The following is a 15139-nucleotide window of genomic DNA, read 5'->3' as shown; positions in this document are numbered from 1 at the left end:
CTGCGATGAACTGGCGAGCGACCTGTCTGCTGGCGTGCTGGCTGCCCTTGGCGACCCCGGCGCTGGCCGCCGATCCGCAAGGCCCGGGCGCGGACCCGGTGCCCTCGGTGATGTGGGCCTTCTACCACAAGCAATTGCTGGGGGAGGCGGCGTTCGTCTTCGATGACCGGGTCAAGCTGCTGGCGCCGCCCTTTGCCGAGGATGCGCGGCAGGTGCCGCTGGAGATCGACGCCCGGGCCTTCACCGGCGAGGTGGTGCGCATCCTCGCCTGGGCCGAGCTCAACCCCTTGCCGCGCATCGTCGATTTCGAACCGGGGGAGCGGGTGCTGCCCTGGCTGTCGATCCGCATCCGCATCGAGCAGGCCACGCCGCTGCGCGCCGCGGTGCTGACCCGCGATGGCCTGTGGCACGTGGGTTCGGCCCTGATCGATGCCGCGGGCGGTGGCTGTACCGCGCCCAGCGTGGTGCGCACCCAGCCCGGCTGGGAAGAGCACATCGGCGAGGTGCTGGGCGGGCGTTATCCCCGTGGGGAGGCCAGCCGCCTGCGCCTGCAGATCTCCCACCCGATGGACAACGGCCTGGTCAGCGGCGTCCCCGAGTTCTTTCTCAACCACGCCGAATTGCGCGACCAGAACGATCAGCGCCTGGCCAGCCTCGAACTGTTCCCGGCGGTCAGCGAAAACCCCAACCTGGGGTTCGATATCCAGGGGCCGGGGCAGACCCGCTTGCTGTTGCGCGACAACAGCGGCAACCAGTTCGAGGCCAGGCTGCCCTGACCGCATCCTTTGACCCACCCGAGCCGAGGCGCGCCATGCGTTGGATCCTGCTGTTGCTGCTGTGCCTGGGCCTGCCGGCCCGGGCCGACCTGGACTATCAACTCAAGCCCCGGCAGATCGCCGCGGGCACCTGGCTGCTGGAAGGCAGCACCGACAACTTCGCCAAGGCCAATGGCGGCAACATCGTCAACACCGGGTTCATCGTCACCGACAGCGGGGTGGTGGTGATCGACAGCGGGCCGTCCAAGCGCTACGGCGAAGCCCTGCGCCGGGCGATTGCCGCCACCACCGACAAGCCGGTGATCCAGCTGTTGCTGACCCACCATCACCCCGACCATGTGCTGGGCAACCAGGCCTTTGGCGACGTGCCCATCGGCGCTCTGGCTGGCACCAGCGATCTGCTGCGCCAGCAGGGCGAGGCCATGGCCGAGAACATGTACCGCATGGTTGGCGACTGGATGCGCGGCACCGAGGTGGTGCTGCCGACCCAGGTGCTTGAGCCCGGGGTGCTTGAGGTGGGCGGGCATCGCTTGCGCCTGCTGGGCCTGAGCGGGCACACCGGCGCTGATCTGGCGATTCTGGATGAGAGTACCGGGGTGCTGTTTGCCGGTGACCTGGTGTTCTACGAGCGCGCGCTGACCACCCCCAACAGCCCGGGGCTCGGGGTCTGGCTCAAGGACCTGGACACCTTGCAGGCCTTGCCGTGGAAATTGATCGTGCCTGGCCATGGCCCGGTGGCCAGCGATACGGCGCCCTTTGCCCAGATGCGTGACTACCTGGGCTGGCTGGACGGGTTGATGCGCGACGGCGCGGCCCAGGGCGACGACATGGCGGAGATGATCCGCCGCCCGATCCCCGAGCGTTTTGCTGGCATCAGCCTGACCCGCTATGAGCTGATCCGCAGCGTCAGCCACCTGTATCCGCGCTACGAGCGCCAGCGCCTGCAGCGTATCGACGGCCTGTAGGCGCCGGCTTGCCGGCGAAGGTGATCTTGCGGGCCCCTTCGCTGGCAAGCCAGCTCCTACGGTGGGCAGGGAGAGCGCGTGGGGCTTTGTAGGGGCCGGCTTGCCGGCGATGGCGGTCTTGCGGGCCTCTTCGCTGGCAAGCCAGCTCCTACGGTGGGCAGGGAGAGCGGGTGGGGTTTTGTCGGCGTTGGCGGCCGCTCCTGTACCAAGGAACTAGAAAACTCCGCACTGCGGGCAATTGTTGGCAAACAGGCCGGGACCAAGAATTCCCGGCAGACCGGGAAAATTTCCCGGGAACAACAATAACCGCCGAGGTAGCCGTCATGACCCAACCCCCACGTCGTCCCTTTTTCGCCGTGAGCCTGGTGCTCAGCGCCATGCTGCTGTCCAGCGCGGCCCTGGCCGCCGTCACCGATGAAGAGATCCTCCAGGACCCCAAGAACCCGCAGCAGATCGTCACCAACGGCCTGGGCGTCCAGGGCCAGCGCTACAGCCCGCTGGATATGCTCAACGTCGATAACGTCAAGGAACTGCGGCCGGTCTGGGCCTTCTCCTTCGGCGGCGAGAAGCAGCGCGGCCAGCAGGCCCAGCCGCTGATCAAGGACGGGGTGATGTACATGACCGGTTCCTACTCGCGGGTGTTCGCGGTGGACGCGCGTACCGGCAAGAAGCTCTGGCAGTACGATGCGCGCCTGCCGGACGACATCCGCCCGTGCTGCGACGTGATCAACCGCGGCGTGGCGCTGTACGGCGACCTGGTGTTCTTCGGCACCCTGGACGCCAAGCTGGTGGCCCTGAACAAGGACACCGGCAAGGTGGTGTGGAGCAAGAAGGTCGCCGACCACAAAGAGGGTTATTCCATCAGCGCGGCGCCGATGATCGTCAACGGCAAGCTGATCACCGGGGTCGCCGGCGGCGAGTTCGGCGTGGTCGGCAAGATCCAGGCCTACGACCCGAAAAACGGCGAGCTGCTGTGGATGCGTCCCACCGTGGAAGGCCACATGGGCTACGTGTACAAGGACGGCAAGGCCATCGAGAACGGCATTTCCGGCGGCGAGGCGGGCAAGACCTGGCCGGGCGACCTGTGGAAGACCGGCGGCGCGGCGCCGTGGCTGGGCGGCTACTACGACCCGGAAACCAACCTGCTGCTGTTCGGCACCGGCAACCCGGCGCCGTGGAACTCCCACCTGCGCCCTGGCGACAACCTGTATTCCTCGTCGCGCCTGGCCCTGAACCCGGACGACGGCACCATCAAGTGGCACTTCCAGAGCACCCCCCACGACGGCTGGGACTTCGACGGCGTCAACGAGCTGATCTCCTTCAACTACAAGGAGGGCGGCAAGGAGATCAAGGCCGCTGCCACCGCCGACCGCAACGGCTTCTTCTACGTGCTCGATCGCACCAACGGCAAGTTCATCCGCGGCTTCCCGTTTGTGGACAAGATCACCTGGGCCACCGGCCTGGATAAGAACGGCCGGCCGATCTACAACGAGGCCAGCCGTCCCGGCGCCCCGGGCAGCGAAGCCAAGGGCAGCTCGGTGTTCGTCGCCCCGGCCTTCCTCGGCGCCAAGAACTGGATGCCCATGGCCTACAACCGCGACACCGGGCTGTTCTATGTGCCGTCCAACGAATGGGGCATGGACATCTGGAACGAAGGCATCGCCTACAAGAAGGGCGCGGCGTTCCTCGGCGCGGGCTTCACCATCAAGCCGCTGAACGAGGACTACATCGGCGTGCTGCGGGCCATCGACCCCATCAGCGGCAAGGAAGTCTGGCGCCACAAGAACTTCGCGCCGCTGTGGGGCGGGGTACTGACCACCAAGGGCAACCTGGTGTTCACCGGCACGCCTGAGGGCTTCCTCCAGGCCTTCAACGCCAAGACCGGCGAGAAGGTCTGGGAATTCCAGACCGGCTCCGGGGTCCTGGGCTCGCCCGTGACCTGGGAAATGGACGGCGAGCAGTATGTCTCGGTGCTCTCCGGCTGGGGCGGCGCGGTGCCGCTGTGGGGCGGCGAAGTGGCCAAGCGAGTCAAGGACTTCAACCAGGGCGGCATGCTCTGGACCTTCAAGCTGCCCAAGGACCTGGTGAGCAAACGCTGACCCTAGGCGCCAGCTTGCCGGCGAAGGCGCCCGCACGACCGCTTTCGCCGGCAAGCCGGCTCCTACAAGGCCACCGCAATGTCCCTGCCGACCGTAGGAGCCAGCTTGCTGGCGAAGAGGCCCGCAAGACCGCCTTCGCCGGCAAGCCGGCTCCTACAAGGCCGATCTGCCGCTCCATTCCCGCCTCGGTGCGGGGTGGGCGGGGGCAATCAACCTACGACCAAATGACGAGAGCCCCCCTGCCAACGATGCATTCGTCCGGCACGCGGGGCTCTCTACCATCGGTTCATCGCCTGTCGTGGACAGGCATCGACCAGCAGAGGCCCAGCATGATCTACGCACAACCCGGAACCCCAGGCGCCGTCGTGTCCTTCAAGCCACGCTACGGCAATTTCATCGGCGGCCAGTTCGTGCCACCGGTGGAAGGCCAGTACTTCACCAACACCTCGCCGGTGAACGGCGAAGTGATCGCCGAATTCCCCCGTTCCAGCGCCGCCGATATCGACAAGGCCCTGGACGCCGCCCATGCCGCCGCCGAGGCCTGGGGCAAGACCAGCGCCCAGGACCGCTCGCTGGTGCTGCTGAAGATCGCCGACCGCATCGAGCAGAACCTGGAGATCCTCGCGGTCAGCGAAACCTGGGACAACGGCAAGGCGGTGCGCGAAACCCTCAACGCCGACGTGCCCCTGGCCGCTGACCACTTCCGCTACTTCGCCGGTTGCATCCGCGCCCAGGAAGGCGGCACCGCGGAGATCAACGAACTGACCACCGCCTACCATTTCCACGAACCCCTGGGCGTGGTCGGGCAGATCATCCCGTGGAACTTCCCGCTGCTGATGGCCGCCTGGAAACTGGCCCCGGCCCTGGCCGCCGGCAACTGCGTGGTGCTCAAGCCCGCCGAGCAGACCCCGCTGTCGATCATGGTCTTCGCCGAGCTGATCGCCGACTTGCTGCCAGCCGGTGTGCTGAACATCGTCCAGGGCTTTGGCCGCGAAGCCGGTGAGGCCCTGGCCACCAGCAAGCGCATCGCCAAGATCGCCTTCACCGGCTCCACGCCGGTGGGCTCGCACATCATGAAATGCGCCGCCGAGAACATCATTCCCTCCACCGTGGAACTGGGCGGCAAGTCGCCGAACATCTTCTTCGAAGACATCATGCAGGCTGAACCGAAATTCATCGAAAAGGCCGCCGAGGGCCTGGTGCTGGCGTTCTTCAACCAGGGTGAAGTCTGCACCTGCCCATCCCGCGCCCTGGTCCAGGAGTCGATCTACGAGCCGTTCATGGCCGAGGTGATGAAGAAGATCGTCAAGATCAAGCGCGGCAACCCGCTGGACACCGAGACCATGGTCGGCGCCCAGGCATCGCAGCAGCAGTACGAGAAGATCCTCTCCTACCTGCAGATCGCCCAGGAGGAGGGCGCCGAGCTGCTCACCGGTGGCGCCGCCGAGCTGTTGGAAGGTGACCTGGCCAGCGGCTATTACATCCAGCCGACCCTGCTCAAGGGCCACAACAAGATGCGCGTGTTCCAGGAAGAGATCTTCGGCCCGGTGGTGGGCGTGACCACCTTCAAGGACGAAGCCGAGGCCCTGGCGATTGCCAACGACAGCGAGTTCGGCCTGGGCGCCGGGCTCTGGACCCGCGACATCAACCGCGCCTACCGCATGGGCCGGGCGATCAAGGCCGGCCGCGTGTGGACCAACTGCTACCACCTGTACCCGGCGCACGCCGCGTTCGGTGGCTACAAGAAATCCGGGGTGGGCCGCGAGACCCACAAGATGATGCTCGACCACTACCAGCAGACCAAGAACCTGCTGGTGAGCTACGACATCAACCCCCTGGGCTTCTTCTAAGGGCAACAACAGGCGCGGTGGTTGGGTGCCGCCGCGCTTGTGCGGGACGGACACGGGGAGGGCTCATGGGTGGGCACCTCCCCGTGTGCGTTGTGGGCGCAGCACCGCCATCCCTGCAGGAGCCAGCTTGCTGGCGAAGAGGCCCGCAAGACCACCCCCATTTCCCCCTACCAACGCACCCCGCCAACTCGTCCCAAAGTAGCATTCGGCCGCCGCGCGCCCCGTGCATTAATGCCTCTACCGGAATCCCCCGGCACAACAAGAGGCTTGACCCCATGTGGCATAAACCCGCGTACACCGACCTGCGTATCGGCTTTGAAGTGACCATGTACTTCGCCAACCGCTGAGCCGTCCTGCTCCGGCCGGCACGGGTGTCGACCGGAGCCCTTTGCCCTTCAGGAGCACCTCATGCATATCCGCATTCTCGGGTCCGCGGCGGGCGGCGGTTTTCCCCAGTGGAACTGCAACTGCCGCAACTGCGCCGGGGTGCGCGACGGCAGCCTGCGCGCCCAGCGCCGCACCCAGTCGTCCATCGCCCTGAGCGACCACGGCAGCGAGTGGATTCTGTGCAACGCCTCCCCGGACATTCGCCAGCAGCTGGAGTCCTTTCCGGTGCTGCAACCGGCCCGACAGCTTCGGGACACTGCCTTGGCCGGGGTGATCCTGCTGGACAGCCAGATCGACCATTGCACCGGCCTGCTCAGCCTGCGCGAAGGCTGCCCGCATCAGGTCTGGTGCACCGAGATGGTCCGCCAGGACCTGTGCAGCGGCTTCCCCCTGTTCAACATGCTCAGCCACTGGAACGGCGGCTTGCAGTGGCAGCCCATCCACCTCGATGGCCGCGAGTTCAGCCTGCCGGCCTGCCCGGACATCGCGCTGCGGGCGATTGCCCTGCGCAGCAGCGCGCCGCCGTATTCGCCCCATCGCGGCAACCCGCACCCGGGGGACAATATCGGCCTGTTCATCGAGGACCGGCGCAGCGGCGCCAGCCTGTTCTACGCCCCGGGGTTGGGGCAGGTGGATGAGGCCCTGCTGGGGTGGATGGAGCGCGCCGATTGCCTGCTGGTGGACGGCACCTTGTGGCGCGACGATGAAATGCGCGTCTGTGGCGTCGGCGACAAGCTGGGCAGCGACATGGGCCACCTGGCGCAAAGCGGCCCCGGCGGCATGCTTGAGGTGCTGGAGCGCTTTCCTCGGGCGCGCAAGGTGCTGATCCACATCAACAACACCAACCCGATCCTCGACGAAGACTCCGCCGAACGCGCCGAACTGACCCGCCGCGGCATCGAAGTGGCGCATGACGGCATGGACATCCAGCTCTGACCTGTGCGCTGCATACCGCACAACGCACACCGTAGGAGCCAGCTTGCTGGCGAAGGGGGCCGCCAGATCGCCTTCGCCGGCAAGCCGGCTCCTACAGCATGAAGGGGGCCGCCAGATCGCTTTCGCCGGCAAGCCGGCTCCTACAGGGGAGAGGCGGGCAGGGGCCGGATCACCACCACCCAATGGTCGGATTGCTTTCAGCAACGGATGCTTTAGGCTGGCGTTCTCCTTTCAGAACAATAAGAAAACAGGCTTCCCCCATGGGCCAGAATCTCAGTCTGCTGCGCAAGTTCGTCTCTCCGGAAATCATCTTTGGCGCCGGTTGCCGGCACAACGTCGGCAACTATGCGAAGACCTTCGGTGCGCGCAAGGTGCTGGTGGTCACCGACCCCGGGGTGATCGCCGCCGGCTGGGTCGCCGATGTCGAGGCCAGCCTGCTGGCCCAGGGCGTCGAGTACTGCCTGTACAGCGCGGTGTCGCCCAACCCGCGGGTGGAGGAGGTGATGCACGGCGCGCAGATCTACCGGGAAAACGCCTGCGATGTGATCGTCGCGGTCGGTGGCGGCAGCCCCATGGATTGCGGCAAGGGCATCGGCATCGTCGTCGCTCACGGGCGCAGCATCCTTGAGTTCGAGGGGGTGGACACCATCCGCATGCCCAGCCCCCCGCTGATCATGATCCCTACCACCGCCGGCACCTCGGCGGATGTCTCGCAGTTCGTGATCATCTCCAACCAGCAGGAGCGGATGAAGTTCTCCATCGTCAGCAAGGCGGTGGTCCCGGATGTGTCGCTGATCGACCCGGAAACCACCCAGGACATGGACCCTTTCCTTTCCGCCTGCACCGGCATCGACGCCCTGGTGCACGCCATCGAGGCTTTCGTTTCCACCGGCCACGGGCCGCTGACCGATCCTCACGCCCTGGAAGCCATGCGCCTGATCAACGGCAACCTGGTGCAGATGATTGCCAACCCCGCGGACATCGCCCTGCGCGAGAAGATCATGCTCGGCAGCATGCAGGCCGGGCTGGCGTTCTCCAACGCGATCCTCGGCGCGGTGCATGCCATGTCCCACAGCCTGGGGGGCTTTCTCGACCTGCCTCACGGGCTGTGCAACGCGGTGCTGGTGGAGCATGTGGTGGCCTTCAACTACAGCGCGGCGCCGGAGCGCTTCAAGGTGATTGCCGAGACTTTCGGCATCGACTGCCGCGGGCTCAACCAGCGGCAGATCTGCGGGCGCCTGGTGGAGCACCTGATCGCCCTCAAGCGTGCCATCGGCTTCCACGAGACCCTGGGCCTGCATGGGGTCAGCAGCAGCGATATTCCGTTCCTCTCGCAGCACGCAATGGGCGACCCATGCATCCTCACCAACCCTCGTGAATCCAGCCAGCGTGATGTCGAGGTGGTGTATGGCGAGGCCCTCTGACGAACAGCAACGGGCCCTGGCCGGGCTCTTGGGGTTGGGCAACCACTCGGCGCGCAAGAGCCATTACCCGGAACTGGCGGCGCGCCTGGAAGACCTGGAAACCGAGCGCAACCGCTACAAGTGGCTGTTCGAGCACGCGGTGCACGGCATCTTCCAGGCCAGCCTGCAGGCCGGCATGCGTGCCGCCAACCCGGCCCTGGCGCGCATGCTGGGGTATCAGGACCCCCAGGAAGTGCTGTTTTCCCTGGCCGACCTGGCGGGCAACCTGTTCGTGGGCGGCGCCGGGGAACTGGCGGCCATCGGCGAGCAGTTGCAGAACCAGCGCAGCCTGCTGGGTTACGAAACCCAGCTGCGGCGCAAGGACGGCAGCAGCATCGATGTGCTGATGAACCTGTTGCTCAAGCCCGACCAGGACGGGCTGGTGGAAGGGTTCGTCGCCGACATCACCGAGCGCAAGCTGGCCCAGCAGCACCTGGAACAGCTCAACGACCAGCTGGAGCAGCGGGTGGCGGCGCGCACCGATGAGTTGCTGGACGCCAACCGCAACCTGCAGCAGCAGATCGCCCGGCGCGAGCGCATCGAGCGCGACCTGCGCGAGGCCCGGGACGCCGCCGAGGCGGCCAACCGCAGCAAGGACAAGTACCTGGCTGCCGCCAGCCACGACCTGCTGCAACCTCTGAATGCCGCACGCCTGCTGATTTCCACCCTGCGCGAGCGCAGCCTTCCGGCCCCGGAGCAACTGCTGGTGGAACGCACCCACCAGGCCCTGGAAGGCGCCGAGGACCTGCTCACCGACCTGCTGGATATTTCCAGGCTCGATCAGGCGGCGGTGAAGCCGGACCTGGCCACCTACCGCCTGGATGAAATGCTCGCGCCCCTGGTCTCCGAGTTCCAGTCGGTGGCCGAGGCGGCGGGGCTGGGGCTGCGGGTGCGCTTCGGTGACTTTGCCCTGTTCACCGACTTGCGGCTGATGACGCGGATCCTGCGCAACTTGCTCAGCAATGCCTGCCGCTACACCGAGCGCGGCAGCATCCTGCTGGCGGCGCGCCGTCGCGGCGACCAGTTGCGGCTGGAGGTGTGGGACACCGGGCGCGGCATTGCCGCCGACCGCCTGGAGTCGATTTTCCTGGAATTCAACCAGCTGGATGTGGGCCGCGCCGCCGACCGCAAAGGGGTGGGCCTGGGGCTGGCGATTGTCGAGCGCATCGCCAAGATCCTCGGCTACCGGGTGCAGGTAGCGTCGCGCCCGGGGCACGGTTCGCGGTTCAGCATCGAGGTGCCATTGGCGGCCCGGGTGCCCTTGCCCTTGAGCCAGCAGGCGCCGCAGCCGGGCACCGGCAACCCGCTGCCGGGGCGGCGCCTGCTGGTGCTGGACAACGAGTTGAGCATTCTTGAAAGCATGGCCGCGCTGCTCGGCCAGTGGGGCTGCGAGGTGCTGACCGCCACCGATCAGGCTGCGGCCCTGGAGGTGCTGCAGGGCCGGGCGCCGGAGTTGATCCTGGCGGACTTCCACCTGGATCACGGGGTCACCGGCTGCCAGGTGGTCAGGCGCTTGCGCGAGCATTTCCAACAACCGCTGCCGGCGGTGATCATCACCGCCGACCGCAGCGACCAGTGCCGCCGCGCCTTGCAGCAACTGGGGGCGCCGCTGCTCAACAAACCGGTGAAGCCGGGCAAGTTGCGGGCCGTGCTCAGCCAGTTGCTGGGCTAGTGGTGGCAGGGGGGGCGGCCAAATCGATGCGCCGGCGCGGGGCTCAGATGATGCCCAGCATCCACAACAGGCCCAGGTAGACCGCCGCACAGCCCAGGGGCCAGACCACCAGCAGGCGGGTCTGGCTGAAGAACGACGGCGCTTTGCCCACCAGGGTCGAGTCCTCCAGTTGTTGCAGGGTCTTGGCGGGGACGCCTTCCTCCACCGGAGCCTGGAGCTGGGCCTCGATCAGCGGCTCGACTTCTTCGACCTTGCGTATCATCCCCCGGCCCGTGGCGAACAGCGCCGCGCCGACGAAGATCAGCAGGTAGATCACCAGGAATTTCCAGTGGGAGGAGTAACTCAGGTCGAGGAAGCTGGGCGTCGGGCTGTTGTCCCAGAACCAGTTCAAAGGCTGGGTGTTGGCATTGACCTGGTACACGAAGTACTTGATCGGGCGATTGATGGTCGAGGCCATGGTGGTGTAGCTGTCCAGGCGCCAGTAGAGCATTTTCAGGGTCGAGAAAAAGGTCGAGATCAAGGCACCGGTAAACAACAGTGCGCCTGCGGCGATGTACAGCCGGTACTGCAATTGGGCCCTGGTGTAGGTCATGGGTGCTTCCTGCAATGAACAAAAGGGCCGCAATACTATATTCCGTGGCCGCTGGGCGATAGGGGCGTGCCCTGGCTCACCGGTTGCCGCGCTGCAGGTTTGCGCTGGTGCCATGGGCGACACGGGTTATCCTTGAGCCCCCCTTCAGGTCGGACGAGTCAGCCCATGCTGGAAGTACAAGGAGTGTTCAAGAGCTATGCCACCCCCCAGGGGCCGCTGGCGGTGCTGCAGGGTGTCGACTTGCACCTGGGGCAGGGCAGCAGCCTGGCGCTGATGGGCGAATCCGGCAGCGGCAAGAGCACCTTGCTGCACCTGGTGGCCGGGCTGGACAGGGTGGATGCCGGCAGCATTCGCATCGGCGCCCAGCGCCTGGAGCGCATGAGCGAAAGCCAGTTGGCCAACTGGCGCCGCACCGAAGTCGGCCTGGTGTTCCAGCAGTTCAACCTGATCGGCAGCTTGCGGGTCGAGGACAACCTGGGCTTCCAGGCGCGCCTGGCCGGGCGCTTCGATCCGCGCTGGCAGGCGCAGTTGGTGGAGCGCCTGGGCCTGGGGGACTTGCTGCGCCGCTACCCCGAGCAGCTGTCCGGCGGCCAGCAGCAGCGGGTCGCTTTGGGCCGGGCCCTGGCGTCGAGGCCGGGGCTGTTGCTGGCTGATGAACCCACCGGCAGCCTCGATGAAACCACCAGTGACCAGGTGCTGGATTTGCTGCTGGAACTGCTGGCCGACAGCCCCACCAGTTTGCTGATGGTGACCCACAGCCAGCGCGTGGCCAGCCGTTTGCAACACACCGTGGTCCTGCAGCGTGGCCGCCTGGCCGCAGCGGGCGGGGCCTGAGATGCGGGTGCTGCGTGGCACCTTGCAGGCGCTGTTGAGCCACTGGCGCCAGCACCCGGTGCAGTTCTTCAGTGTGCTCACCGGTTTGTGGCTGGCCACCAGCCTGCTGACCGGGGTCCTGGCCCTCAACAGCCAGGCCCGGGACAGCTATGCCCGGGCCAGCCAACTGATTGGCGGTGAACCCCAAGCCAGCCTGGGCACGGCCACTGGCGCAAGCTTTGCCCAGCAATGGTTCGTCGAGCTGCGCCGGGCCGGCTGGCCGGTGTCGCCGGTGCTGCAAGGGCGGGTGCAGTTGCAGGGCCACGACGACCTGCGCCTGCAACTGATGGGTATCGAGCCTTTGTCCTTGCCCGCCGGTTCCGCGATCGCTGGCAAGGCCCTGGCGATGCAGCAGGTGGTGGAATTCTTCAGCCCGCCGGGGCGCACCTGGGTTGCCCCAGAGACCCTGGCCAGCCTCGGCTACCGCGAGGGCCAGCAGCCTTTGGCCAGCAATGGCCGGCTGCTGCCGCCGTTGCAGGCGCAGGCGGACATGGCCCCGGGGCTGCTGCTGATGGACATCGGCTTTGCCCAGCAAGTGCTCGACCAACCGGGGCAACTGAGCCGCCTGCTGCTGCCCCGGGACTTTGCCGCCCAGGCGCCGCCCTTGCCGGCGCAGCTGGCGGGGCAACTGGTGCTGCATTCGGGCGAATCGGAAAACACCCTGGCGCGCCTGACCGAGAGCTTTCACCTGAACCTGGATGCCTTGGGCTTCCTGTCCTTCGTGGTCGGGCTGTTTATCGTGCATGCCGCCATCGGCCTGGCCCTGGAGCAGCGTCGTGGCCTGTTGCGGACCTTGCGCGCCTGCGGGGTCAGTGCGCGGCTGCTGATCTTCAGCCTGATTCTGGAACTGGGGGCCCTGGCGCTGCTGGGTGGAGTGGCGGGGGTCATCAGCGGCTACCTGTTGGCCGGGCTGCTGCTGCCGGACGTGGCTGCCAGCCTGCGCGGCTTGTACGGCGCCGAGGTGGCGGGGCAGTTGAGCCTCAGCCCCGGGTGGTGGTTCAGCGGTATCGGCCTGAGCCTCTTGGGGGCCTTGCTGGCCGGCGCCGCCAGCCTGCTGCGGGCGGCGCGCCTGCCGCTGCTGGCCCTGGCCAACCCCCAGGCCTGGCATCAGGCCCATGCCCGCTGGCTGCGCCGCCAGGGTGTGGTGGCCGTAGTGGCGCTGCTGCTGGCCCTGGTGGCGTGGCAGTGGGGTGACAGCCTGGCCAGCGGCTTTGTGCTGATGGCGGCCTTGCTGCTGGCGGCGGCCCTGGGCCTGCCGGTGCTGCTCGATGCGGTGCTGGGGGCCTTGCTGAGGCACCGGCGAGGGGTGCTGGGGCAGTGGTTTCTTGCCGATTGCCGCCAGCAACTGCCGGCCCTGAGCCTGGCCCTGATGGCGCTGCTGCTGGCGCTGGCGGCGAATATCGGCGCCGGCAGCATGACGGCAGGGTTTCGCGAAACCTTCAACGACTGGCTGGAGCAACGGCTGAGCGCCGAGCTGTACGTCAATCCGCAAAGCCCGGAGCAGGCCCGGCAGTTGCTGGACTGGTTGCCGCAACAGGCGCAAGTGACAGCCGTGCTACCCAGTTGGCAGGTGTCGTTGCAGGTGCAGGGCTGGCCGGCGGACCTGTACGGGGTGATCGACCATCCCAGCTACCGCGAGCACTGGCCGCTGCTGGAAGCCGACGGCGCCGAGCCCTGGGCGCAACTGGCGAGCCAGGACACCCTGATGCTCAGCGAACAACTGGCGCGGCGCCTCAAGGTACGCCCCGGCGATCGCTTGAGCCTGCCGGTGCCTGCCGGCCAGTGGGCGCCCCGAGTAGTGGGGATCTACGCTGACTATGGCAACCCCAAGGGCCATTTGCTGGTGAATGCCGGGCACTTGCTGGCGCATTGGCCAGCGCTGACGCCGAGCCGTTTCAACCTGCGCCTGGCGCCGGGAGCGATGCCCGGGCTGGTCGGCGCCTTGCAACAGCGGTTCGCCCTGGACGACAGCCGGATCATCGATCAGGCCCGGCTCAAGGGCTGGTCGCAGCAGGTCTTCGAACGCACCTTCGCCGCCACCGCCGCCCTCAACAGCCTGACCCTGGGGGTGTCCGGAGTGGCGCTGTTCATCAGCCTGCTGACCCAGAGCCAGAGCCGGCTGGGCCAGCTGGCGCCGCTCTGGGCCCTGGGGGTGGGGCGGCGTCAACTGATGCTGCTGAACCTCGGGCAGACCTGGCTGCTGGCCTTGCTCACCCTAGTCCTGGCGCTGCCGCTGGGCATCCTCCTGGCCTGGTGCCTGGACAGCGTGATCAATGTCCAGGCCTTTGGTTGGCGCCTGCCGTTGCGGGTGTTCCCCGGGCAGCTTCTGCAACTTTTGGGCCTGGCCATGCTGGCGACTCTGTTGGCATCGGCCTGGCCGCTGCTGCGTTTGTACCGCGCGCAACCGGCGGACCTGCTGAGGACTTTTGCCCATGAAGACTGATGTGTTGGGCCGGGCCCTGGCGGGGTTGCTGCTGGCGCTGCTGGCCGGTTGTGAACAGCCCGCCGAGCCGCCCCAGGGTTTTGCCGGCCTGGGCAGCGAGGCCGCGGCTTTCACCCCGGTGCTGCCGGGGCGCAGTTTCAGTTTTCCTGCCGACCACGGTGCCCATGACGGGTTTCGCATCGAATGGTGGTACCTCACGGCAGACCTGAGCGACGCCCAGGGCCGCCACTTCGGCGTGCAGTGGACGCTGTTTCGCAGCGCCCTGCGGGCCGGTCCCGATCAACCGGGCTGGGGCGCGCCGCTGGTCTGGCTGGGCCATGCAGCGGCCACTTCGGCCCAGAGCCACCACGCTGCGGAACGGTATGCCCGGGGTGGCGTCGGCCAGGCCGGGGTGATCGCGCAGCCGTTCCAGGCCTGGATCGACGATTGGCAACTGAGCACCCTGAACAGCGCCGGCGACCCCCTGGCGCGGATGCAGGTGCAGGCCACGGGGCCGGGGTTTGCCTATCGCCTGCAGCTTTCCAGCAGCCGGCCGCTGGTGCTGCAGGGCGAGGGCGGCTACAGCCGCAAGTCCGACCAGGGGCAGGCCTCCTACTACTACAGCCAGCCGTTCTTCCAGGCCGCGGGGGAGTTGCAGATCGATGGCCAGCGCTATCAGGTCAGCGGCCCGGCCTGGCTCGACCGGGAATGGAGCAGCCAGCCCCTGGGCGCCGACCAGAGCGGCTGGGACTGGTTCTCGCTGCACCTGGACAGCGGCGAACGGCTGATGCTGTTCCGGGTCCGCGAGCGGGACAAGGCGCCCTATATCACCGGCACCTGGATCAGCACCGATGGCCACGCCCAGACCCTGGGCAAGGAGCAGATCCAGTTGCTGCCGCTGGCTCAGTCCAGGGTCCAGGGCCGCAGCCTGCCCACCACCTGGCAACTGAAGATCCCCGCCAAGGGCCTGGATATCACCACCCGGGCCCTGAACCCCCAGGCCTGGATGAACCTGAGCATTCCCTACTGGGAAGGGCCACTGCAATTCGCTGGCAGCCACAGTGGCAGCGGCTACCTGGAGATGACCGGTTATTGAGGGCGCCG

12 protein-coding genes are annotated in these 15139 nt (G+C 67.1%); 11 read left to right on the top strand and 1 reads right to left on the bottom strand.

Annotation, left to right across the window (positions count from 1 at the left end; genetic code table 11):
- The first annotated feature begins 5 nt into the window (after positions 1-5).
- From KCG88_RS23485 to KCG88_RS23450, 8 genes are all read left to right on the top strand, one after another.
- Positions 6-776: a quinoprotein dehydrogenase-associated SoxYZ-like carrier gene (locus KCG88_RS23485; RefSeq protein WP_210713204.1), complete on the top strand. Its 771-nt coding sequence runs from the start codon at positions 6-8 to the stop codon at positions 774-776.
- A 35-nt stretch (positions 777-811) separates the two neighbouring features.
- Positions 812-1741, top strand: coding sequence for a quinoprotein relay system zinc metallohydrolase 1 (locus KCG88_RS23480; RefSeq protein WP_210713203.1), 930 nt, complete (start codon positions 812-814; stop codon positions 1739-1741).
- 323 nt (positions 1742-2064) lie between these two features.
- On the top strand, positions 2065-3840 hold the full coding sequence (pedH, locus tag KCG88_RS23475; protein WP_047285561.1) for a PQQ-dependent alcohol dehydrogenase PedH: 1776 nt from the start codon (positions 2065-2067) through the stop codon (positions 3838-3840).
- 329 nt (positions 3841-4169) lie between these two features.
- The gene (locus tag KCG88_RS23470; RefSeq protein ID WP_210713202.1) at positions 4170-5690 is read left to right on the top strand and encodes an aldehyde dehydrogenase family protein; all 1521 of its coding nucleotides are present in this window, start codon (positions 4170-4172) and stop codon (positions 5688-5690) included.
- 275 nt (positions 5691-5965) lie between these two features.
- A complete protein-coding gene (gene pqqA / locus KCG88_RS23465) occupies positions 5966-6037 on the top strand; it encodes a pyrroloquinoline quinone precursor peptide PqqA (protein WP_011060521.1) in 72 nt (23 codons plus the stop codon).
- Between the two features lie 61 nt (positions 6038-6098).
- Positions 6099-7013 (top strand): pyrroloquinoline quinone biosynthesis protein PqqB, encoded by a 915-nt coding sequence (gene pqqB / locus KCG88_RS23460; protein WP_210713201.1) that lies wholly within the window; start codon positions 6099-6101, stop codon positions 7011-7013.
- Between the two features lie 260 nt (positions 7014-7273).
- Complete coding sequence (gene ercA / locus KCG88_RS23455) at positions 7274-8437, top strand: alcohol dehydrogenase-like regulatory protein ErcA (protein ID WP_047285567.1); 1164 nt, start codon at positions 7274-7276, stop codon at positions 8435-8437.
- On the top strand, positions 8421-10148 hold the full coding sequence (locus KCG88_RS23450; protein WP_047285569.1) for a NahK/ErcS family hybrid sensor histidine kinase/response regulator: 1728 nt from the start codon (positions 8421-8423) through the stop codon (positions 10146-10148). Before ercA ends, KCG88_RS23450 begins: the two co-directional genes overlap by 17 nt.
- 43 nt (positions 10149-10191) lie before the next feature.
- Here KCG88_RS23450 and KCG88_RS23445 read toward each other — a convergent pair whose 3' ends face one another.
- The gene (locus KCG88_RS23445) at positions 10192-10740 is read right to left on the bottom strand and encodes a YniB family protein (protein ID WP_041117234.1); all 549 of its coding nucleotides are present in this window, start codon (positions 10738-10740) and stop codon (positions 10192-10194) included.
- A gap of 165 nt (positions 10741-10905) precedes the next feature.
- Between KCG88_RS23445 and KCG88_RS23440 the strand changes: the two genes are divergently transcribed.
- Genes KCG88_RS23440 through KCG88_RS23430 form a run of 3 tightly spaced genes read left to right on the top strand, consistent with a single transcriptional unit; the run spans position 10906 to position 15131 of the window.
- Positions 10906-11574: an ABC transporter ATP-binding protein gene (locus KCG88_RS23440; RefSeq protein ID WP_047336301.1), complete on the top strand. Its 669-nt coding sequence runs from the start codon at positions 10906-10908 to the stop codon at positions 11572-11574.
- Between the two features lies 1 nt (position 11575).
- On the top strand, positions 11576-14056 hold the full coding sequence (locus tag KCG88_RS23435; protein ID WP_210713200.1) for an FtsX-like permease family protein: 2481 nt from the start codon (positions 11576-11578) through the stop codon (positions 14054-14056).
- Entirely contained in the window at positions 14046-15131 is a 1086-nt protein-coding gene (locus tag KCG88_RS23430) for a lipocalin-like domain-containing protein (RefSeq protein ID WP_210713199.1), read from the top strand. The genes KCG88_RS23435 and KCG88_RS23430 overlap by 11 nt, the downstream gene beginning before the upstream one ends.
- Positions 15132-15139 lie beyond the last annotated feature (8 nt).

Source organism: Pseudomonas sp. MWU349, from assembly GCF_017947325.1.
GTDB lineage: Bacteria > Pseudomonadota > Gammaproteobacteria > Pseudomonadales > Pseudomonadaceae > Aquipseudomonas > Aquipseudomonas protegens.
The sequence above is the reverse complement of the archived record's forward strand: the minus strand, read 5'-3'. Positions and strand labels throughout refer to the sequence as shown.